Origin of the sequence: Silvania sp. (assembly GCF_051656365.1) — a bacterium.
Classification (GTDB): domain Bacteria; phylum Pseudomonadota; class Gammaproteobacteria; order Enterobacterales; family Enterobacteriaceae; genus Enterobacter; species Enterobacter hatchlandensis.
Genome location: NZ_JBOGBT010000029.1, coordinates 1 through 22168 on the forward strand (window position 1 = coordinate 1; position 22168 = coordinate 22168).

The window sequence follows — 22168 nt, forward strand, 5'->3', positions numbered from 1 at the left end:
TCGCCGCGGTTGGCGATAACAATTTTATCCAGCATGTTCGCCTCGTTACTCGATGACGACCAGCGGCTCGTCAAATTCAACCGGCTGACCACTTTCGACCAGAATCGCTTTCACAGTACCTGACTTGTCTGCTTCGATCTGGTTCATCATTTTCATGGCTTCAACGATGCACAGGGTATCGCCTACGTTAACTTTCTGGCCCACTTCGATGAACGCTTTAGCGTCCGGGCTCGGGGTGCGGTAGAAAGTACCAACCATTGGGGAACGTACGATGTGACCACTGATTTCCGCTGCTGCTGGCGCTTCCATTGCTGGAGCGGCTGCCGGAGCGACAGCGTTAGACAGAGCTGGCTGCTGCATCATTGGTGCAGCGTAAGCCTGTTGCATCATCGGGTAGCCGACGTTTGGCGCGGCACGGCTGATACGTACAGACTCTTCGCCTTCAGAAATTTCCAGTTCGGAGATGCCTGATTCTTCAACCAGCTCGATCAGTTTTTTAATCTTACGAATATCCATGAGTGGGTTCCGTACTCTTTGTTTAGTGTGATTGTGACAGGCGTTTTACCGCTGTCTGTAAAGCGAATGAATAGCCGTCAGCCCCCAATCCGCAGATCACGCCCGTGGCGATATCTGACAAATAGGAATGGTGGCGGAACGGCTCCCGCGCATGCACGTTGCTGAGGTGGATCTCGATAAACGGGATGCTCACCGCCAGCAGCGCGTCGCGGATAGCCACGCTGGTATGCGTAAACGCGGCCGGATTGATCAGGATATAGTCCGTTGTGTCTTTAGCCTGATGAATTCGGTCGATGATGGCGTATTCCGCATTCGACTGAAAATGGTCAAGTTCCACATTGAGCGCCGCCGCTTCGGTAGCGAGACGGTTAACAATGTCGGTTAACGACAGGGTGCCGTACTTCTCGGGTTCACGGGTGCCGAGCATATTCAGGTTCGGTCCGTTTAAAACTAAGATGTGAAACTTGTCAGCCATTGTGCCGCTATCTCCTGCGATTCTCCGGTAAAAAACAAAATATACCTTCGATGCGCGATTGTCACCCTCTCGGGGTATCAAAAACCCGTCGGGGAAACCAAAGTCGCACATTATAACGATTTCGTAGCATTTGGCAGCTAAATACTGGTCTTATCAGGGAAGATTATCAACCGCATTCGGAAAAAGCCTAAGGAAGGATAAGGGATCTGCGGGAATCCGCACACTTTCGCCCGTTATCGCCACCACTGGCGAAACTTCTTATAACGCCATGCCAGCAGTATCAGCGCCAGGAGCGCATAGATGATCGGCTGCGGTGACAGAATTTTCACTGACCAAAGGTAGTGTATGGGGGCCAGGATCGCGACAAGATACACGAAATTATGCAGAAATTGCCAGCGCCGACCCAGTTTTCGCTGCGCGTACTGGGTGGAGGTCAACGTCAGGGCCAGTAAGATAATCCAGCTGATAATCCCCAGCGTTAAGTACGGGCGAGTGATCAGTTCGCGGCCAAGCAGGCCCAGATTGTTGATGCCGAGTTCCAGCAGCGCATAGCTGGTGAGATGCAGGCTCGCCCAGGCAAAGCACCATAAGCCCAGCAGGCGGCGGGTGCGGATCAGCAGGGGTTGTCTGGCGTAACGCGCCAGTGGAGAGATAAGCAGGGTCGCCAGTAAAAATTTCAGTGCCGTCCTGCCGGTAAAGTGCTGGATATCTTTTGCCGGATCGGCACTGAATCCGCCGTGGCTGACGGCCCAGCACAGCCATATAAAAGGAAGCAGCCCCGCCAGATGCAGGGCAACTTTCAGCCAGATAATCTGCTTTGCTGTCAGACGCACTTAGAAAAACTCCCGTAAGTCGAGGCCGCGATACAGTGACGCCACCTGGTCGGCATAGCCGTTAAACAGCAGGGTGGGCTGGCGTTTAACGTCCAGTGCGCCGCCCGAGCCAATAAAACGCTCGCTGGCCTGCGACCAGCGCGGATGATCGACGTGCGGATTCACGTTGGCGTAAAAACCGTATTCGTTCGGCGCGGCAAGATTCCAGGTGGTGGGTGGACGCTCGCGGGTCAGCCTGATGCTGACAATCGATTTAATCCCTTTAAAGCCATATTTCCACGGCACGGTCAGGCGGATCGGCGCCCCGTTTTGCGGCGGCAGCGCTTTGCCGTACACCCCGACGGTCAGCAGCGTCAGCGGATGCATGGCTTCGTCAAGGCGCAGCCCTTCCACATAGGGGTACTCAAGTCCGCCGCCGATAAAGCGGTCCTGCTGCCCGGGCATCACCTCTGGCGCGTAAAGGGTCTTGAAGGCGACATATTTTGCATTGCTGGTGGGTTCAACCATCGCCAGTAATTTATGCAGCGGAAAACCAATCCATGGCACTACCATCGACCAGGCTTCCACGCAGCGCATGCGGTAGATCCGCTCCTCCAGCGGGAAGCGGCGGGTTAAATCGTCATAATCGAGGGTCAGAGGTTTAGCCACTTCGCCCTCAATTTTCAGCGTCCAGGGATCGGTTTTCAGGCTCCCGGCGTTGGCGGCAGGATCGGCTTTATCCAGTCCAAATTCATAGAAGTTGTTGTAGCCCGTGACCTTCTCCTCCGGCGTTTTAGCAAGCGGACTCTGCCACTGGGCAGGCTGGGTAAAGGTGAGGGGTTTACCGGGAGGCGCTTTCGGGCGGTCGTTGCCCTTAAACCAGTCCAGCAGATCGGCGTGGGCGAGGGGAGAGAGAGTCAAGGCTCCGGCGCTGATCCCCAGCATCTTCAGGATCTGGCGACGCTTGAGCATAAAAACGGATTCCGCGGTGACATCGGCTTCCGTAAGGGGTTTGAGTTTCATGGCATCCTCCGTCATGCATTTTTCTAAGCATGACGGAGGAGAAGGGTTAACGCGAATATGTCACGAAAATTTGAAGATTAGGCAATCTTCACCAGCGTACGGCCCTGGATCTGATTGTTGACGATCTTCGCAGCAAATTCCGGCGCCTGCTCAAGGCTAATCTGGGTTGCACTTTGCGTGTAGAAAGATTCTGGCAGATCCTGCACCAGACGTTCCCAGGCCTGCGCGCGGCGTACGGCAGGGGTCATAACCGAATCCACACCCTGCAGACGGACATTACGCAGGATAAACGGCATCACCGTTGTCGGCAGGGTGAATCCCCCCGCCAGGCCACAGGCCGCCACGCAGCCGCCGTAGTTCATCTGCGCCAGCACTTTTGCCAGCACTTTATCACCGACGGTATCAACCGCCCCTGCCCAGATCTGTTTTTCCAGCGGACGGGTTTCGGCAAACTCATCGCGGCTCAGAATACGGCTGGCTCCCAGCTGACGCAGATAGTCATGGGTGCTTTCGCGACCCGACACCGCCGCCACCTGATAGCCCAGCTTGTGCAGCAGCGCGACCGCCGTACTGCCTACGCCGCCGCTGGCGCCGGTAACCACCACTTCACCGGACTCTGGACGCACGCCTGCTTCTTCCAGCGCCATTACGCACAGCATCGCGGTAAAACCGGCCGTGCCGACGATCATCGCTTTACGCCCGTCCATCCCTTTTGGCATCGGCACCAGCCAGTCGCCGTTGACGCGCGCCTGCGCCGCCAGTCCGCCCCAGTGGTTTTCGCCCACGCCCCAGCCGGTCAGCAGCACCTGCTGGCCGGCATGAAAACGCGGATCTTCGCTGGTGTGTACGCGCCCGGCAAAGTCGATACCTGGCACCATCGGGAAATTACGGATGATTTTGCCGGTGCCGGTAATGGCGAGTGCATCTTTGTAGTTCAGGCTGGACCAGTCGATATCAACGGTCACGGCACCTTCAGGCAGGCGGCTCTCCTCAATAGATTGCACTGATGCCAGTGTTTTGCCTTCCTGTTGTTCTAAGATCAAAGCCTGCATACGGATTCCTTACTCAGCATGATGATGGGAAAATAATTTTTGAAGACTATACTCGCTCAGTGACGTGCAATGCCGATTTAACGCAATAAATTGCCAGATACACCCGATTTGGTAGTATGCCGATGTGTATTGCAAGTTAGCGCTCACTTGCTATCCCCATCAACTCACGGAGTAATCTCAAGGATGCGATTATCGACGAAGTTCTCCGCTTTTATCACCCTGCTTACCGGATTGACCATTTTTGTCATCCTGATCGGTTGCTCGCTGAGTTTTTATAACGCGATCCAGGGCAAGCTGGTGAACCGCATGCAGTCCGTCGCATCGGTCATCGATTCCCGTCTGGTCAGCACCTCTTTTTCCGCGCTCTCGCATCAGTTGGATGAACTGATGGTGCCCGTGGACATTACGCAGGTTGAGATTAAGCAGGGCGATCACCGCGTTTTCATTCACGCGGCGCCGCACCGCTATCGCCCCGCGGGAACGCAGTACAACACGCGCGAACTGATGGTCGAGTCGCTGAAAAACCCCGGAATGAGCATCAATCTGGTCTATCAGGATCCGATGACCAGCTACTTCCGCTCACTGATGACGACCGCGCCGCTGACGATAGCGATTTTGCTGGTGGTGGCGGTGATTTTCCTCGCGGTGCGCTGGTTGCGCCGTCAGTTGTCCGGGCAGGAGCTACTGGAGACGCGGGCGGCGCGGATCCTCAATGGCGAGCGTGGGGCGCAGGTGCGTGGTTCCGTCTATGAATGGCCATCGCGCACCAGCAGCGCGTTGGACGCGCTGCTCTCCGATATCCAGTTTGCCAGCGATCAGCGCAGCCGGATGGACACACTGATTCGCTCCTACGCTGCCCAGGACAACAAAACAGGCCTTAATAATCGTCTGTTCTTTGACAGTCAGCTGGCAACCCTGCTGGAAGACCAGGAGAAAGTCGGCTCGCACGGCGTGGTGATGATTGTTCGCCTGCCCGATTTCGATCTCCTGAAAGACAACTGGGGGCGCACGGTGGCGGAAGAGAACCTGTTTACGCTCATCAATCTGCTCTCCACCTTTATTATGCGTTACCCCGGCGCGCTGCTGGCGCGCTATCGCCGCAGTGATTACGCGGTGCTGCTGCCGCATCGCACCCTGAAAGAGTCGGAAAGCATCGCCAGCCTGCTGCTGAAAGCGGTGGATGCGCTGCCCCCGAGCAAAATGCTCGATCGCGATGATATGGTGCATATCGGTATTTACGCCTGGCGCAGCGGGCAGGCAACCGAACAGGTCATGGAACATGCTGAAGCCGCCACGCGCAATGCGGTGCTGCAGGGGGCAAACGGCTGGGCGGTGTACGATGATTCTCTCCCGGAAAAAGGGCGCGGTAACGTGCGCTGGCGCACCCTGATTGAGCAGATGCTCACCCGGGGCGGGCCGAGGATTTACCAAAAACCGGCGGTAATGAATAACGGAGAGGTCCACCATCGGGAGCTACTGTGCCGTGTTTTTGACGGTAATGAGGAGGTGGGATCCGCCGAGTATCTGCCGATGGTTCTGCAGTTTGGGCTCTCAGAAGAGTACGATCGCCAGCAAATTTCTCGATTGATGCCATTCTTATCCTTCTGGCCGGAAGAGACGCTGGCGTTGCAGGTGACGGTGGAGTCGCTGATCCGCCCACGTTTCCAGCGCTGGCTGCGGGATCTGCTGATGCAATGTGAAAAATCGCAGCGGAAGCGGATTATTTTTGAACTTGCAGAGGCGGATGTTTGTCAACACATCAGTCGGTTACAGCCGATTGTCCGGTTGATCAGTGCGCTGGGCGCGCGCGTTGCGGTGACGCAGGCGGGCCTGACGCTGGTCAGCACCAGCTGGATTAAGGTGCTGGAGGTGGAGCTGCTGAAGCTGCATCCCGCACTGGTCAGGAATATTGAAAAACGCACCGAAAACCAGCTGCTGGTTCAGAGTCTGGTTGAAGCCTGTAAGGGAACAAAGACGCATGTATTTGCGACCGGTGTGCGGTCCAGAACCGAATGGCAGACGTTGACAGAACGCGGAGTTACAGGGGGTCAAGGCGATTTTTTCGCGGCCTCTCAGCCTCTTGACACTAATGTGAAAAAATATTCGCAAAGATACTCTGTTTAACCTGCCGTTTGGTGAGTTTTCACGTAGAATATCGCGCCTGTAGCGTAAAGTGTGACGCACAAAAAGACAGTGAACGTCCTTTAACGGATTACAAATAAAAGTGAGAAACGCAGCTGTTTGCTCAGTCCTGAGGGAGTCAGGTGCCGATTTGTAACAAAGGAAACGTACTGCACTAATTTTCACCGTAGCAGACGATTTTTGCGCCTTGTCGCTGCTGCGCGTGGTTGATAAAGTAAGCGGATTTTGTTTTCCGCCCCAGCTTTCAGGATTATCCCTTAGTATGTTGAAAAAATTTCGTGGCATGTTTTCCAACGACCTGTCCATTGACCTGGGTACCGCGAATACCCTCATCTATGTAAAAGGACAAGGCATTGTACTGAATGAGCCTTCTGTTGTGGCCATTCGTCAGGATCGTGCTGGTTCGCCGAAAAGCGTTGCGGCAGTAGGCCATGACGCTAAGCAGATGCTTGGTCGTACGCCGGGTAATATCGCTGCCATTCGTCCAATGAAAGACGGCGTGATCGCTGACTTCTTTGTGACCGAGAAAATGCTGCAGCACTTTATCAAGCAAGTGCACAGCAACAGCTTTATGCGTCCGAGCCCGCGCGTTCTGGTTTGTGTGCCAGTTGGCGCCACCCAGGTTGAGCGTCGTGCTATTCGTGAATCCGCTCAGGGCGCAGGTGCGCGTGAAGTCTTCCTGATTGAAGAGCCGATGGCTGCGGCAATTGGTGCCGGTCTGCCGGTGTCCGAAGCAACCGGTTCTATGGTCGTGGATATCGGTGGTGGTACCACTGAAGTGGCCGTTATCTCGCTGAACGGCGTGGTGTATTCCTCTTCCGTGCGTATCGGTGGTGACCGTTTCGATGAAGCCATCATTAATTATGTGCGCCGTAACTACGGCTCTCTGATCGGTGAAGCCACCGCAGAGCGTATTAAGCACGAGATCGGTTCTGCTTACCCGGGTGACGAAGTTCGTGAAATCGAAGTTCGTGGTCGTAACCTGGCAGAAGGCGTTCCTCGTGGCTTTACCCTGAACTCCAACGAAATCCTCGAAGCGCTGCAAGAGCCGCTGACCGGTATCGTTAGCGCCGTCATGGTTGCCCTCGAACAGTGTCCGCCAGAACTGGCGTCCGATATCTCCGAGCGCGGCATGGTGCTGACCGGTGGTGGTGCGCTGCTGCGTAACCTCGACCGCCTGTTGATGGAAGAGACAGGTATTCCTGTCGTAGTTGCTGAAGATCCACTGACCTGTGTTGCCCGTGGTGGCGGCAAGGCGCTGGAAATGATCGACGTGCACGGCGGCGACTTGTTTAGCGAAGAGTAATCAGGTGTGAAAGGGTAGCGGATGCTACCCTTTCTCTCTGACGCGAGAGTACGCATAGCCTATGAAGCCAATTTTTAGCCGTGGCCCGTCGCTACAGTTTCGCCTGATCCTTGGGGTGTTGGTAGCGCTTGGTGTCATTATTGCCGATAGCCGCCTCGGTACGTTCAATCAGATCCGAACGTACATGGATACTGCCGTCAGCCCTTTCTATTTTATTTCAAATGGTCCCCGTGAATTACTCGACAGCGTGTCGCAAACCCTGTCTTCACGCGATCAGCTCGAGCTTGAAAACCGCGCCTTACGTCAGGAACTGCTGCTGAAAAACAGCGAGCTGCTGATGCTGGGTCAGTACAAGCAGGAGAACGCCCGTCTGCGTGAGCTTCTGGGTTCCCCGCTGCGTCAGGATGAGCAGAAGATGGTGACTCAGGTGATCTCTACCGTTAACGATCCGTATAGCGATCAGGTAGTGATCGACAAAGGCAGCGTCAATGGCGTGTATGAAGGCCAGCCGGTCATCAGTGATAAAGGCGTTGTCGGCCAGGTGGTGGCGGTTGCCAAGCTCACCAGCCGCGTACTGCTGATTTGCGATGCGACCCACGCGTTGCCTATCCAGGTACTGCGTAACGACATCCGCGTGATTGCGGCCGGTAACGGCTGTACCGACGACCTGCAGCTGGAACATCTGCCGGCCAATACCGATATTCGGGTTGGCGATGTGCTGGTGACCTCGGGTCTGGGCGGTCGTTTCCCGGAAGGTTATCCGGTGGGCGTTGTCTCATCCGTGAAGCTGGATACCCAGCGTGCTTACACCGTGATTCAGGCGCGTCCGACCGCGGGCCTGCAGCGCCTGCGCTATCTGCTGCTGTTATGGGGTGCCGATCGTAACGGAACCAACCCGATGACGCCGGAAGAAGTGCATCGCGTAGCCAATGAACGCCTGATGCAGATGATGCCGCAGGTTCTGCCTGCGCCAAACTCCATGGGACCGCCTGCGCCGGTACCTGCACCTGCAACGGGGCTGACCCAACCGACGCCTGCTACACCGCCACCGCGACTCTCCTCGGGAGGGCAATAGTGGCCAGCTATCGTAGCCAGGGACGCTGGGTTATCTGGCTCTCATTTCTGATCGCGTTGTTGCTGCAAATCATGCCCTGGCCGGATAACATCCTTGTTTTCCGGCCAAACTGGGTACTACTGATTCTGCTCTACTGGATCCTCGCTCTGCCGCACCGCGTAAATGTGGGCACAGGTTTTGTGATGGGTGCCATACTGGATCTCATCAGTGGCTCGACGCTTGGCGTTCGCGCCCTGTCCATGAGCATCATCGCCTATCTGGTCGCACTGAAATTCCAGCTCTTTCGTAATCTGGCGCTCTGGCAACAGGCGCTGGTGGTTATGCTGTTATCGCTTGCTGCGGATATCATTGTTTTCTGGGCAGAGTTTTTAGTGATCAACGTCTCTTTCCGTCCGGAAGTGTTCTGGAGTAGTGTAGTAAACGGTGTGCTCTGGCCATGGTTGTTCCTGCTGATGCGTAAGATTCGCCAGCAATTTGCCGTGCAATAAAAGGTTTCTATGACGTCTTTGTATCTCGCTTCCGGCTCCCCGCGCCGTCAGGAACTCCTGACCCAATTAGGGGTGTCTTTTGAACGTATCGTGACCGGCATTGAAGAACAGCGTGCCGCGGGCGAAAGCGCACAACAGTATGTTTCCCGTCTTGCGCGGGAAAAGGCACAGGCAGGCGTGGCGCAGACGCCGCGCGATCTGCCGGTGCTTGGAGCTGATACCATCGTGATCCTCAACGGTGAAGTCCTCGAGAAACCGCACGATGCCGCGCATGCGGCGCAAATGCTGCGTAAATTGTCCGGGCATACGCATCAGGTGATGACCGCCGTCGCGCTGGCGGACAGTCAGCACGTGCTGGACTGTCTGGTTGTCACCGATGTCACGTTCAGAGTACTCACAGAAGAGGATATCGCTGTTTATATCGCCAGCGGTGAACCTATGGATAAAGCAGGTGCATACGGTATTCAAGGGTTGGGTGGCTGTTTTGTCAGGAAGATTGCTGGCAGCTATCACGCCGTAGTCGGCTTACCGCTGGTGGAAACGTATGAGTTGCTGAGCAATTTTAACTCACTACGTGAGGGAAGGGATAATTATGACGGCTGAATTGTTGGTAAACGTAACGCCATCCGAAACGCGTGTAGCCTATATCGATGGCGGAATTCTTCAGGAAATTCATATCGAGCGCGAAGCGCGGCGCGGGATCGTAGGCAATATCTACAAAGGTCGCGTCAGTCGTGTTCTGCCGGGTATGCAGGCGGCATTTGTAGATATTGGCCTTGATAAGGCCGCGTTCCTGCATGCATCTGACATCATGCCGCATACCGAATGCGTGGCGGGTGAAGAGCAAAAACAATTTACCGTGCGTGATATCTCCGAGCTGGTGCGTCAGGGCCAGGACCTGATGGTACAGGTGGTGAAAGATCCGCTTGGTACCAAAGGCGCACGTCTCACTACCGACATCACGTTACCCTCCCGCTATCTGGTCTTTATGCCCGGTGCTTCTCACGTTGGCGTTTCGCAGCGTATTGAGAGCGAAACCGAGCGCGAGCGCCTGAAAAAAGTGGTTGGCGCTTACTGCGACGAGCAGGGCGGATTTATTATCCGCACCGCGGCTGAGGGGATCAGCGAAGACGATCTGGCCTCGGATGCCGCCTACCTGAAACGCGTCTGGACAAAGGTGATGGAGCGTAAAAAGCGCAACCAGACCCGCTACCAGATGTACGGTGAGCTGGCGCTTGCCCAGCGCGTGCTGCGCGACTTTGCCGATGCTCAGCTCGATCGCATTCGCGTCGACTCTCGTCTGACGTATGATGCGCTGCTGGAGTTTACTGCTGAGTACATTCCCGAGATGCCCGGCCTGCTGGAGCATTACAGCGGACGCCAGCCGATCTTCGATCTGTACGATGTTGAAAATGAAATTCAGCGCGCGCTCGAGCGTAAGGTTGAGCTCAAATCCGGTGGTTATCTGATTATTGATCAGACCGAAGCGATGACCACGGTGGATATCAATACCGGGGCGTTTGTTGGCCATCGCAATCTGGACGACACCATATTTAACACCAACATCGAAGCAACGCAGGCCATTGCTCGCCAGCTTCGTCTGCGGAATCTGGGTGGCATTATCATCATCGACTTTATCGATATGAGTAATGAAGATCACCGTCGCCGCGTTCTGCACTCGCTGGAGCAGGCGCTGAGTAAAGATCGCGTTAAAACCAGCATCAATGGCTTCTCGCAGCTGGGGCTGGTGGAGATGACCCGCAAGCGCACCCGTGAAAGCGTGGAGCATGTGCTGTGCAACGAATGCCCGACCTGCCATGGCCGCGGCACGGTGAAGACCGTGGAGACGGTCTGCTATGAGATCATGCGTGAGATTGTCCGCGTTCATCATGCCTACGACTCCGACCGATTCCTGGTCTATGCTTCTCCCTCAGTGGCCGAAGCCCTGAAAGGGGAAGAGTCGCATGCCCTGGCAGAAGTGGAAATTTTTGTCGGCAAACAGGTCAAAGTACAAATCGAGCCGCTCTACAATCCGGAGCAGTTTGACGTGGTGATGATGTAACCCGCAGCATGCTGCGAGATAAGAACGGCTGACAAGGAGCGACGCGTGAGGCGACTGCCGGGGATTTTATTGCTTACAGGGGCAACGCTGATTGTGATTGTCGCGCTGCTCGTAAGCGGGCTGCGTCTCGTATTGCCGCATCTGGACAGCTGGCGTCCACAGTTGCTGGAGAAAATTGAAACCGCCACTGGTGTGCCTGTGGCGGCCAGCCAGCTCAGCGCAAGCTGGCAAAATTTTGGCCCGACCCTCGACGTGCGCGACATCAACGCCCAACTGAAAGATGGCGGCTATCTCAAAATCAACCGCGTAACTCTGGCGCTGGACGTGTGGCAAAGCCTTCTGCACCTGCGCTGGCAGTTTCGCGATCTCACCTTTTATCAACTGCAGTATCTGACCAACACCCCACTGCGCAGCGATGAGCAGGGCGACGGCTTTGAAGCCAACCGCATCAGCGATCTGTTCCTGCGCCAGTTTGACCACTTTGATCTGCGCGACAGTGAAATCAGCTTTATCACCCTTTCCGGGCAGCGCGCCGAACTGGCTATTCCCCAACTGACCTGGCTTAATGGCAAAGATCGGCACCGCGCCGAGGGGCAGGTGAGCCTCTCCAGCCTCAACGGCCAGCACGGCGTGATGCAGGTACGTATGGATCTGCGCGACGACGATGGTCTGCTGAATAACGGCAAGGTATGGCTGCAGGCGGACGATGTGGACGTCAAACCCTGGCTCGGGGAGTGGTTGCAGCAGAACATGCAGCTGGAAACCGCTCGCTTTAGCATTGAAGGCTGGATGACCCTCACTAAGGGCCAGTTCGCCAGCGGTGATATCTGGCTCAAACAGGGGGGAGCCAGCTGGGCCGGCGAACGCCGTCAGCATCAGCTCTCCGTTGATAACCTTACCGCACATGTGACCCGCGAACAGGGCGGCTGGCAGTTCGCCATCCCGGACACCCGCATCACAATGGATAACAAACCCTGGCCACGCGGCGCACTGGCGCTGGCCTGGATCCCGGCGCAGGACGTTGGCGGTGTCGACAGCAAGCGCAGCGATGAACTGCGCATCCGCGCCAGCAACCTGAAGCTCGAAAGCCTCGAAGGCTTGCGTACCCTCGCGGGCAAGCTCTCTCCGGCGCTGGGTGAGATCTGGCAGGCTACGCAGCCGGTCGGGGCCATCAACACCCTGGCGCTGGATATTCCTCTGCAGTCCACCGAGAAAACCCGCTTTAACGTCGCGTGGACCGATTTAGCCTGGAAGCAGTGGAAGATGCTGCCGGGGGCCGAGCATTTCAGCGGAACGCTGGAAGGCAGCGTGGAGGATGGCCGTCTGACCGCCAACATGCGTGAGGCGAAAATGCCTTACGAAACCGTTTTCCGCGCGCCGCTGGAAATCGAAAAAGGCACGGCGACCCTCAACTGGCTGAAAAACGAAAAAGGCTTCCAGCTCGACGGGCGCAATATCGACGTCAAAGCCAAAGGGGTGCATGCCCGGGGCGATTTCCGCTATTTACAGCCGACGGGTGATGAGCCCTGGCTGGGGATCCTGGCGGGCATCAGCACTGACGATGGTGCCCAGGCCTGGCGCTATTTCCCGGAAAACCTGATGGGTAAAGAGCTGGTGGATTACCTGAGCGGTGCCATCCAGGGAGGCCAATCCGATAACACCACGCTGGTGTATGGCGGCAATCCGCACCTGTTCCCGTATAAGCACAACGAAGGGCAGTTCCAGGTATGGGTGCCGTTACGCAACGCCACCTATGCTTTCCAGCCGGACTGGCCTGCGTTAAAGAACCTGGATATTACGCTCGATTTCATCAACGACGGCCTGTGGATGAAAACGGATCGCGTGGCGCTGGGGGGCGTGACGGCGAGTAATCTGGCGGCAGCGATCCCGGACTATTCGAAAGAAAAGCTGCTGATTGACGCCGATATTAACGGGCCCGGCAAAGCCGTTGGACCCTACTTCGACGAGACACCGCTGGATGATTCGCTGGGTGCCACACTCAAGCAGCTCCAGCTGGATGGCGATGTGAATGCTCGCTTACATCTGGATATTCCACTGGATGGTACCCTGACCACCGCCAAAGGCGAGGTCAGGCTCAAAAACAACAGCCTGTTGATCAAGCCGCTGGACAGCACCCTGACCAATCTGAGCGGCCAGTTCAGCTTTGTTAATGGCGACCTGAAAAGCGGGCCGCTGACCGCCAGCTGGTTTGGTCAGCCGGTCAATATCGATTTCTCAACCATCGAAGGTAACAAAGCCTATCAGGTGGCGGTAAATCTGGATGGCAACTGGCAGCCTTCGCGGATGGATGTGCTGCCAAAACCTGTCAGTCAGTCCCTTGAGGGGCGCGTGCCGTGGAAAGGTAACGTCGCGATTACTCTGCCGTATCGTGGCGATGCGCACTATAAAGTCGATATTAACGGCGACCTGAAGAACATCAGCAGCGACTTACCGTCGCCGCTGGCTAAGAACGCAGGAGAAGCGCTGCCGGTGAAACTGGCGGTCGACGGGGATCTCAACAGCTTTACCCTGAGCGGCAACACCAGCAGTAAGAATCACTTCAACAGCCGCTGGCTGCTGAACCGTAAGCTGACGCTGGATCGTGCCATCTGGACCACCGACAGCCGCACGCTGCCGCCGTTACCGGAGCAGCCGGGTATCGAACTGAATTTGCCGCCGATGGACGGCGCACAGTGGTTAGCGCTTTTCCAGCGCGGAGTCGGGCAAAATGTGGATGATGCCGCGCAGTTCCCGCAGCACATCACCGTGCGTACGCCTGCGCTGGCACTGGGCGGACAGCAGTGGAATAACCTGAGCATTGTCTCGCAGCCCACGGCGAACGGGTCGAAAATCGATGCGCAGGGGCGGGAGATCAACGCCACGGTACTGATGCGCAATTCGGCACCCTGGCAGGCGAATATCCGCTATCTCTATTACAACCCGGCGGCAGCCACCGCCGGTAGCGGGAGCAACACCTCTGTGCTCGCAAACGCCAGCCAGATTAATTTTTCCGGCTGGCCTGATTTACAGCTGCGCTGCGCCGAATGCTGGCTGTGGGGGCAGAAGTATGGCCGTATCGACGGCGACTTCGCCATCAAGGGCAACACCTTAACTCTGGCGGGCGGGCTGGTGGATACCGGCTTTGCCCGTCTGACAGCCAACGGCGAGTGGGTGAACGGCACCGGTGAGCAGCGCACCTCGCTGAAGGGGCAGTTGAAGGGCAGCAAGCTGGATGCGGCCTTCAACTATTTCGGTGTGAATACGCCGGTTCGCGATTCGTCGTTTGACGTCGATTACGATCTGCACTGGCGCAACCCGCCGTGGCAGCCGGACGAGGCCTCGCTGAACGGCATCCTGAAAGCCCGGCTCGGCAAAGGTGAAATTGCCAATGTAAGCACCGGTCATGCTGGACAGCTGCTGCGCCTGCTCAGCTTTGACGCGCTGCTGCGCAAGCTGCGTCTGGACTTTAGCGACACCTTCGATGAAGGCTTCTACTTCGACTCCATCAACAGCACCGCGTGGATCAAAGACGGCGTCCTGCACACCGATGATACGCTGGTCGACGGACTGGAGGCGGATATCGCCATGAAAGGCTCCGTCAACCTGGTCCGCCGCGAGCTCAACATGGAAGCCGTCGTGGCACCGGAGATTTCGGCGACCGTTGGCGTAGCGGCGGCCTTTGCGGTCAACCCGATAGTCGGTGCGGCGGTGTTTGCCGCCAGTAAAGTACTGGGGCCGCTGTGGAGTAAAGTCTCGATTCTGCGTTATCGCATTACTGGCCCGGTCGATAAACCACAGATTAATGAAGTGCTGCGTCAGCCGCGCAAAGATGCACAGCAATGATTTGACGCGGGCAATTAATTGCCTCACTCTCAATAGATAAGATCTTAGATACGTCCTGTGGACGGCAACGAACGAGTAGCAAAACGATGAGTCTGAACCTGGTAAGTGAACATCTGCTGGCAGCGAACGGCCTGAGCCATCAGGACCTGTTTTCCATTCTTGGTCAACTGACCGAGCGCCGTCTCGACTACGGCGATCTCTACTTTCAGTCGAGCTATCACGAATCCTGGGTTTTAGAAGACAGCATCATCAAAGATGGTTCTTATAACATCGATCAGGGCGTCGGTGTTCGCGCCATTAGCGGTGAGAAAACCGGTTTTGCCTATGCAGACCAGATTAACCTCACCGCGCTGCAGCAGAGCGCCCAGGCGGCGCGTACCATCGTGCGCGAAAATGGTGATGGTCGCGTGAAGACGCTGGGCGAAGTTCAGCATTCAGCGCTCTATACCAGCATCGATCCGCTGCAGAGCTTAAGCCGCGAAGAGAAGCTGGATATTCTGCGTCGCGTCGACAAAGTCGCACGCGCGGAAGACAAGCGCGTGCAGGAAGTGTCTGCCAGCCTGAGCGGTGTGTATGAGCTGATTCTGGTGGCAGCAACCGATGGCACCCTCGCTGCCGACGTGCGCCCGCTGGTGCGTTTATCCGTCAGCGTGCTGGTGGAAGATGACGGCAAGCGCGAGCGCGGTTCAAGCGGTGGCGGTGGGCGTTTCGGTTACGAATGGTTCCTCGGCCTGGAAGAGGGTGAAGTCCGCGCCGACGCGTGGGCGAAAGAGGCCGTGCGCATGGCGCTGGTTAACCTGTCAGCCGTGGCGGCACCTGCGGGTACGCTGCCGGTAGTCCTGGGTGCAGGCTGGCCTGGCGTACTGCTGCACGAAGCGGTCGGTCACGGTCTGGAAGGTGATTTCAACCGTCGCGGCACCTCTGTATTCAGCGGTCATATGGGTGAGCTGGTGGCATCTGAACTCTGCACCGTGGTCGATGACGGCACCATGACCGATCGTCGTGGCTCCGTATCCATTGACGATGAAGGGACGCCGGGTCAGTACAACGTGCTGATCGAAAATGGCATCCTGAAAGGTTACATGCAGGACAAACTGAATGCGCGCCTGATGGGCGTGGCACCAACCGGTAACGGCCGCCGAGAATCTTACGCGCACCTGCCAATGCCGCGCATGACCAACACTTACATGCTGGCGGGCAAGTCCACGCCACAGGAGATCATCGAGTCGGTAGAGTACGGGATCTTCGCGCCAAACTTTGGCGGCGGTCAGGTGGATATCACCTCGGGTAAATTTGTCTTCTCAACCTCAGAAGCCTATCTGATTGAAAAGGGCAAAGTGACCAAAGCGGTGAAGGGCGCAACCCTGATTGGCTCCGGCATTGAAGCGATGCAGCAGATCTCGATGGTCGGTAACGACCTGAAGCTGGATAACGGTGTCGGCGTGTGCGGCAAAGAGGGACAGAGCCTGCCTGTTGGCGTCGGTCAGCCGACCCTGAAAGTGGATAACCTGACCGTCGGCGGTACTGCCTAATCGTGCATCAAGAAGCCCTCTGCTCGAGGGCTTCTGTTTACTCCTTCCTGCCCCGCATCTCCTTAAACAGCGCCGCCACCTGCACAAAATAATCCGTCAGATAGTTGATGCACACCTGCACCTTCAGCGGGAGTTTGTCCTTTTCCGTATACACGGCATACACCGGACGTGGATCGGACTGGTAGCGCGGGAACAGGATCTCCAGATCGCCGCTGTTGATTTCGTTGATTACCCACATCAGCGGGACGTAAGCGATCCCGGCGCCCGCCACCAGCCAGCGGGAAATGGTCATCGGATCGTTGGTCACGAAGCGGCCCTGCGGGAGCAGGGTGGTGGAGAGCCCTTCGGGGGCAATCAGCTCAAATTCGTTGTCCGGCCGCACGCTGTACTCCAGCCAGGCATGATTGGCGAGATCGGCTGGTTTTTCCGGAATCCCCGCCCGCGCCAGGTACTTTTTCGCCGCGCATACCACCATCGGCATGCTGCCCAGACGACGGGAGAAAAGGCTCGAATCCTGCAGCGCACCCACGCGGATTACCACGTCCAGCCCGTCGGCAATCAGGTCCGGGGCCGGAATACCGGTGACTAAATTCACCGTCAGCCCCGGATATTCCTGCAGCATATCGGCGGTCATCGCGGCCAGGACATTTTGTGCCATAGTTGATGAACAGCCAATGCGCAGGGTGCCAATGGGGGTGTTGTTGAAGGCGTAGAGTTGCTCATGCACCGACTGCGCCTCATACAGCATCCGCCGACAGCCCTGGTAATAAATCTTCCCGGCTTCCGTCAGACCGATGCTGCGGGTACTGCGATTAAGCAGCTTCACCTGGAGATCATTTTCCAGTTTGGCGACGGTCTGGCTTATCGATGAGACGCTCATCTGTAATTGCCTGGCGGCGGCGGTAAAAGACCCCAGCTCAACCACTTTGGCAAATACCGACATTCGTTTAAGACGTTCCATTGTTCACTCTGGCTTAAAAGTGATTTAGATCACATATGATAGATAACAGCATAACAGTTACGCTAATATATTATTCATACATTATAGCGACACCACTCTCGCCCCGGCTGTTCTTGCTACTTTTGCGGTGGTGTAAGCATAAAAATTCTGTCGCCTGCTCGCTCTCTAATCAAGGTCAACATGAGTCTGTTTCCCGTTATCGTGGCGTTCGGTTTATCGTTCCCACCGATATTTTTCGAACTGCTTTTATCACTGGCGATTTTCTGGCTGGTGCGAAAGGTGCTGGCTCCTACCGGGATCTATGATTTCGTCTGGCACCCTGCATTGTTCAATTCTGCGCTGTATTGCTGCCTGTTCTATCTGGTATCGCGCCTGTTTGTTTGAGGTAGATGTGAAAACGCTAACAAAAAAAATCTCCCGTACCGCCATTACCATGGCGCTGGTCATCCTCGCGTTCATCGCTATTTTTCGCGCGTGGGTCTTTTACACCGAATCACCCTGGACGCGTGACGCGCGCTTCAGCGCCGACATCGTGGCGATTGCCCCGGATGTGGCGGGGCTGATCACCGCCGTCAACGTGCATGACAACCAGCTGGTCAAAAAGGACCAGGTGCTGTTTACCATCGATCAGCCGCGTTACCAGAAAGCGCTGGAAGAGGCAGAAGCGGACGTGTCCTATTACACGGCACTGGCCTCAGAGAAACGCCGGGAGGCTGGCCGCCGTAACAAGCTGGGGGTGCAGGCGATGTCCCGCGAGGAGATCGAGCAGTCCAATAACCTGCTGCAAACCGTGCTGCACCAGCAGGCAAAGGCCGAAGCCACGCGCGATCTGGCGAAGCTCGATCTGGAACGTACGGTGATCCGCGCCCCGGCTGATGGCTGGGTGACCAACCTTAACGTCTATACCGGTGAATTTATTACCCGCGGCTCTCCCGCCGTGGCGCTGGTCAAACAGCACTCCTTCTACGTCCTCGCCTACATGGAAGAGACCAAGCTGGAAAACGTCCGTCCGGGTTATCGGGTGGAAATTACCCCGCTTGGCAGCAACCGTGTCCTGAAAGGGACGGTCGACAGCATAGCGGCAGGGGTAACCAACTCCAGCGCCACCCGCGACAGCAAAGGGATGGCGACGGTCGATTCCAATCTTGAATGGGTACGCCTGGCCCAGCGCGTGCCGGTGCGCATTCGTCTGGACGATCAGCGGGGCAATATCTGGCCTGCGGGCACCACCGCCACAGTGGTGATCACCGGCGAGAAAGATCGGGATGCCAGCCATGACTCCCTGTTTCGCAAAATCGCCCACCGCCTGCGTGAGTTCGGTTAATCGCTATGGGCATTTTTTCCATCGCCAGCCAGCACCTGCGCTTTGCGGTTAAGCTGGCCTGCGCCATCGTGTTGGCGCTGTTTGTCGGGTTCCACTTTCAGCTAGAAACGCCCCGCTGGGCGGTACTGACGGCGGCGCTTGTGGCCGCGGGTCCGGCATTTGCGGCAGGGGGTGAACCGTACTCCGGTGCAATTCGCTACCGCGGGATGCTGCGTATCGTCGGCACCTTTATTGGCTGTATTGCCGCGCTGACGATCATTATTCTGATGATCCGCACCCCGCTGCTGATGCTGATGGTGTGCTGTATCTGGGCCGGTTTCTGTACCTGGATCTCCTCGCTGGTGCGGGTTGAAAACTCCTATGCGTGGGGGCTTTCCGGCTACACGGCGCTGATCATTATCATCACCATTCAGGCCAATCCGCTGCTGACCCCGCAGTTCGCATTAGAGCGCTGCAGCGAGATCGTGCTGGGGATTGTCTGCGCGATCGTCGCGGATCTGCTGTTCTCCCCCCGCTCAATCAAGCAGGAAGTGGATCGGGAGCTGGATGCGCTGATCGTCGCCCAGTACCAACTGATGCAGCTGTGCATCAGGCACGGTGACAGCGAAGAGATGGATAACGCCTGGGGTGCGCTGGTTCGTCGCACCGCCGCGCTGGAAGGGATGCGCAGCAACCTGAACATGGAGTCTTCCCGCTGGTCGCGGGCCAACCGCCGTCTGAAAGCGATCAATACCGTGTCGCTGACCCTGATCACTCAGGCCTGCGAAACCTACCTGATTCAAAACACGCGCCCGGAGGCGATCACCGATACCTTCCGCGAACTGTTCGAAACGCCCGTCGCAACCGTTCAGGACGTGCATAAGCAGCTGAAGCGCATGCGGCGGGTGATCGCCTGGACCGGCGAGCGCGACACCCCCGTGACCCTCTACAGCTGGGTCGGGGCGGCGACGCGTTATCTTCTGCTCAAACGCGGCGTGGTCAGCAACACCAAAATCAGCGCCACGGAAGAAGAGGTGCTGCAGGGGGAAGTGGTGATCAAAGCCGAGTCGGCGGAACGCCATCATGCGATGGTCAACTTCTGGCGAACAACCCTTGCCTGTATGCTCGGCACGCTGTTCTGGCTGTGGACCGGCTGGACCTCCGGCAGCGGCGCGATGGTGATGATTGCCGTGGTCACATCGCTGGCAATGCGCTTACCCAACCCGCGGATGGTGGCGCTCGATTTTCTGTACGGTACGCTGGCGGCACTCCCGTTGGGGGCGTTTTATTTCCTGGTGGTGCTGCCCTCGACCCAGCAAAGCATGCTGCTGCTGTGCATCAGTCTTGCTGTGATGGCCTTCTTTATCGGCATCGAAGTGCAGAAACGACGCCTTGGCTCGCTGGGGGCGCTGGCGAGTACCATCAATATTCTGGTGCTGGATAACCCGATGACGTTTCACTTCAGCCAGTTTCTGGACAGCGCGCTGGGGCAAATCGTCGGCTGTTTCCTGGCGATGATGGTTATCCTGCTGGTGCGCGATAACTCCCAGGCGCGAACCGGTCGGGTGCTGCTGAACCAGTTTGTCTTTGCGGCAGTGTCGGCGATGACCACCAACACCGCCCGGCGTAAAGAGAACCATCTCCCGGCGCTGTATCAGCAACTCTTTTTATTGCTGACGAAATTCCCGGGCGATGTCGCCAGGTTTCGTCTGGCCCTGACGCTGATCATCGCCCACCAGCGTCTGCGCAATGCCCCGATACCGGTCAACGACGACCTCTCGGCGTATCACCACCAGCTTCGACGCACCGCTGATCAGGTGATTAGTGCCTCGAATGACGATAAACGGCGGCGCTATTTTGCCCAACTGCTGGAAGAGCTGGATATCTATCAGGAAAAGCTGCGGCTCTGGCAAGCGCCGCCGCAGGTCACCGAGCCGGTTACAAGACTGGTAGGGATGCTGCACCGCTACCAGCATGCGCTGATCGACAGCTGATTACCCTCAAAACCGACGTCATAAACGGAGGTTTTTTTGTAGCTATACTTACCGGGCAAGCTCATAAATCCAGAAAGGGAGGATACATGACTACCCAGGCTCTGCAGGACAGTGCGCTCTTTCAGACAGGCTATCTGGTTGATGGCGTATGGAAAACCCTCAACACGACCTTTGATGTGCTTAATCCGGCCACCGGGGCGGTGATCGCCCAGGTAGCGAAAGCCGGTAAAAAAGAGACGGAAGAGGCCATCGCCGCCGCAAGCCGCGCTTTCCCGGCGTGGAGGGCGAAAACCGCGAAAGAGCGCTCGACCATCCTTTATCGTTGGTACGAATTAATCATTGAGAACAAGCAGTGGCTTGGTCAGCTGATGACCACCGAACAGGGCAAACCGCTGAAGGAGGCGGAAGGCGAAGTCGAGTACGCCGCGAGCTTTATTCAGTGGTTTGCCGAGCAGGCCAAGCGTGCGAACGGCGAAATCATCCCGCCTGCTAAAGCGGGCTCGCGCATTCTGGCGACGCGCGAACCGATTGGCGTGGTCGCCGCCATTACGCCGTGGAATTTCCCGATGGCGATGCTGACCCGCAAACTCGGCCCGGCACTGGCTGCAGGCTGTACCGGGGTCATCAAACCGGCGAACAACACTCCGCTCAGCGCGTTTGCGCTGCTTACCCTCGCGAAGAAGGCTGGCGTACCTGATGGGGTGCTCAACGCGGTGGCGGGTAATACCCAGCAGATCAGCGATGCGATCATGGCCAGCCATGAGGTGCGGAAAATTTCGTTTACCGGGTCGACCGCGGTGGGCAAAACGCTGGTGCGCAATGCCGCCGAGACCATGAAAAAAGTCTCTATGGAGCTGGGCGGTAACGCGCCGTACATCGTCTTTGACGATGCCAATATCGATGCGGCCGTGAAAGGCGCCATTGCCAATAAATTCCGCAATGCGGGCCAGGTCTGCGTCAGCGTCAACCGCTTCTACATTCACGAGTCGGTGTATGACGATTTCGTCAGTAAGCTCGCCTCGGCGGTCAGCGCCTTAAAAGTGGGGAACGGACTGGAAGAGGGCACGGTGGTCGGGCCGCTGATTGAAGCATCGGCAGTGGCCAAGGTCCGCGAGCACGTAGAGGATGCGGTAGAAAAAGGAGCAACCGTTCTGGCGGGTGGCAAAGCGCATGCTCTGGGCGGCAACTTCTGGCAGCCGACGGTGCTGGGGGATTGTCATGAGGGCATGAAGCTCGCCAGTGAAGAAACCTTTGGCCCGGTTGCGGCCTGCTTCCGCTTTACTTCTGAAGATGAAGTGATTCAGCGCGCCAATAATACCCCCTTTGGCCTGGCGGCCTATTTCTATACCCAAAACCTGCAGCGCGTGTTCCGCGTCTCGCAGGCCATTGAAAGCGGGATGATCGGCGTTAACGAGTGCGCGGTCTCTACCGAGCTTGGGCCGTTTGGCGGCGTCAAAGAGTCGGGCCTCGGGCGAGAAGGGTCAGTACTGGGACTGGAGGAGTTCCTGGAAGTGAAAACCCTGCACATTGGGGGATTATAATCGACAGGGCGGCATCAGCCGCCCAGCGGGACGGGGTGGCTGG

The 22168-nt window shown here is 57.0% G+C and carries 18 protein-coding genes; 12 read left to right on the forward strand and 6 right to left on the reverse strand.

What is annotated here, in order from left to right:
- Positions 1 to 45: 45 nt before the first annotated feature.
- From accB to acuI, 5 genes are all read right to left on the reverse strand, one after another.
- Positions 46 to 516, reverse strand: a complete 471-nt coding sequence (accB, locus tag ACRDD5_RS05345) for an acetyl-CoA carboxylase biotin carboxyl carrier protein (protein ID WP_271268374.1) — start codon at positions 514 to 516, stop codon at positions 46 to 48.
- A 22-nt stretch (positions 517 to 538) separates the two neighbouring features.
- On the reverse strand, positions 539 to 991 hold the full coding sequence (gene aroQ, locus ACRDD5_RS05350) for a type II 3-dehydroquinate dehydratase (RefSeq protein WP_271268373.1): 453 nt from the start codon (positions 989 to 991) through the stop codon (positions 539 to 541).
- A gap of 233 nt (positions 992 to 1224) precedes the next feature.
- Positions 1225 to 1824 (reverse strand): protein-methionine-sulfoxide reductase heme-binding subunit MsrQ, encoded by a 600-nt coding sequence (msrQ, locus tag ACRDD5_RS05355; protein WP_438676133.1) that lies wholly within the window; start codon positions 1822 to 1824, stop codon positions 1225 to 1227.
- Positions 1825 to 2826, reverse strand: coding sequence for a protein-methionine-sulfoxide reductase catalytic subunit MsrP (msrP, locus tag ACRDD5_RS05360; protein WP_438676134.1), 1002 nt, complete (start codon positions 2824 to 2826; stop codon positions 1825 to 1827).
- A 77-nt stretch (positions 2827 to 2903) separates the two neighbouring features.
- Positions 2904 to 3878: an acrylyl-CoA reductase (NADPH) gene (gene acuI, locus ACRDD5_RS05365; protein WP_438676135.1), complete on the reverse strand. Its 975-nt coding sequence runs from the start codon at positions 3876 to 3878 to the stop codon at positions 2904 to 2906.
- A 183-nt stretch (positions 3879 to 4061) separates the two neighbouring features.
- Here acuI and csrD point away from each other — a divergent pair, with 183 nt between their 5' ends.
- The 8 genes from csrD to tldD all read left to right on the forward strand — a co-directional run bounded on the left by csrD (position 4062) and on the right by tldD (position 16326).
- Positions 4062 to 6002 (forward strand): RNase E specificity factor CsrD, encoded by a 1941-nt coding sequence (gene csrD / locus ACRDD5_RS05370; protein ID WP_438676136.1) that lies wholly within the window; start codon positions 4062 to 4064, stop codon positions 6000 to 6002.
- 280 nt (positions 6003 to 6282) lie between these two features.
- Positions 6283 to 7326 carry a rod shape-determining protein MreB gene (gene mreB / locus ACRDD5_RS05375; RefSeq protein WP_064327643.1) on the forward strand — a complete coding sequence of 348 codons (1044 nt, stop codon included), beginning with the start codon at positions 6283 to 6285 and terminating at the stop codon, positions 7324 to 7326.
- A gap of 61 nt (positions 7327 to 7387) precedes the next feature.
- Positions 7388 to 8401: a rod shape-determining protein MreC gene (mreC, locus tag ACRDD5_RS05380; protein ID WP_271284317.1), complete on the forward strand. Its 1014-nt coding sequence runs from the start codon at positions 7388 to 7390 to the stop codon at positions 8399 to 8401.
- Complete coding sequence (gene mreD / locus ACRDD5_RS05385) at positions 8401 to 8889, forward strand: rod shape-determining protein MreD (RefSeq protein ID WP_271284318.1); 489 nt, start codon at positions 8401 to 8403, stop codon at positions 8887 to 8889. The genes mreC and mreD overlap by 1 nt, the downstream gene beginning before the upstream one ends.
- 9 nt (positions 8890 to 8898) lie before the next feature.
- Positions 8899 to 9492 carry a Maf family protein gene (locus ACRDD5_RS05390; RefSeq protein WP_271284319.1) on the forward strand — a complete coding sequence of 198 codons (594 nt, stop codon included), beginning with the start codon at positions 8899 to 8901 and terminating at the stop codon, positions 9490 to 9492.
- Positions 9482 to 10951, forward strand: a complete 1470-nt coding sequence (gene rng, locus ACRDD5_RS05395; protein ID WP_271284320.1) for a ribonuclease G — start codon at positions 9482 to 9484, stop codon at positions 10949 to 10951. Before ACRDD5_RS05390 ends, rng begins: the two co-directional genes overlap by 11 nt.
- A gap of 45 nt (positions 10952 to 10996) precedes the next feature.
- The gene (gene yhdP, locus ACRDD5_RS05400; RefSeq protein WP_438676137.1) at positions 10997 to 14794 is read left to right on the forward strand and encodes an AsmA2 domain-containing protein YhdP; all 3798 of its coding nucleotides are present in this window, start codon (positions 10997 to 10999) and stop codon (positions 14792 to 14794) included.
- An 86-nt stretch (positions 14795 to 14880) separates the two neighbouring features.
- Entirely contained in the window at positions 14881 to 16326 is a 1446-nt protein-coding gene (tldD, locus tag ACRDD5_RS05405) for a metalloprotease TldD (protein ID WP_271284322.1), read from the forward strand.
- Between the two features lie 37 nt (positions 16327 to 16363).
- Here the strand turns inward: tldD and aaeR are convergent, their stop codons facing one another.
- Complete coding sequence (aaeR, locus tag ACRDD5_RS05410) at positions 16364 to 17287, reverse strand: HTH-type transcriptional activator AaeR (RefSeq protein ID WP_271284323.1); 924 nt, start codon at positions 17285 to 17287, stop codon at positions 16364 to 16366.
- Between the two features lie 180 nt (positions 17288 to 17467).
- Here aaeR and aaeX point away from each other — a divergent pair, with 180 nt between their 5' ends.
- From aaeX to ACRDD5_RS05430, 4 genes are all read left to right on the forward strand, one after another.
- A complete protein-coding gene (aaeX, locus tag ACRDD5_RS05415; protein ID WP_271268360.1) occupies positions 17468 to 17671 on the forward strand; it encodes a p-hydroxybenzoic acid efflux pump operon protein AaeX in 204 nt (67 codons plus the stop codon).
- 7 nt (positions 17672 to 17678) lie between these two features.
- Positions 17679 to 18611: a p-hydroxybenzoic acid efflux pump subunit AaeA gene (gene aaeA / locus ACRDD5_RS05420; RefSeq protein WP_438676138.1), complete on the forward strand. Its 933-nt coding sequence runs from the start codon at positions 17679 to 17681 to the stop codon at positions 18609 to 18611.
- Between the two features lie 5 nt (positions 18612 to 18616).
- Positions 18617 to 20584 (forward strand): p-hydroxybenzoic acid efflux pump subunit AaeB, encoded by a 1968-nt coding sequence (gene aaeB, locus ACRDD5_RS05425; RefSeq protein ID WP_438676139.1) that lies wholly within the window; start codon positions 18617 to 18619, stop codon positions 20582 to 20584.
- Positions 20585 to 20670: 86 nt separating this feature from the next.
- Positions 20671 to 22125 carry an NAD-dependent succinate-semialdehyde dehydrogenase gene (locus tag ACRDD5_RS05430; RefSeq protein WP_438676140.1) on the forward strand — a complete coding sequence of 485 codons (1455 nt, stop codon included), beginning with the start codon at positions 20671 to 20673 and terminating at the stop codon, positions 22123 to 22125.
- The last annotated feature ends 43 nt before the right edge of the window (positions 22126 to 22168 follow it).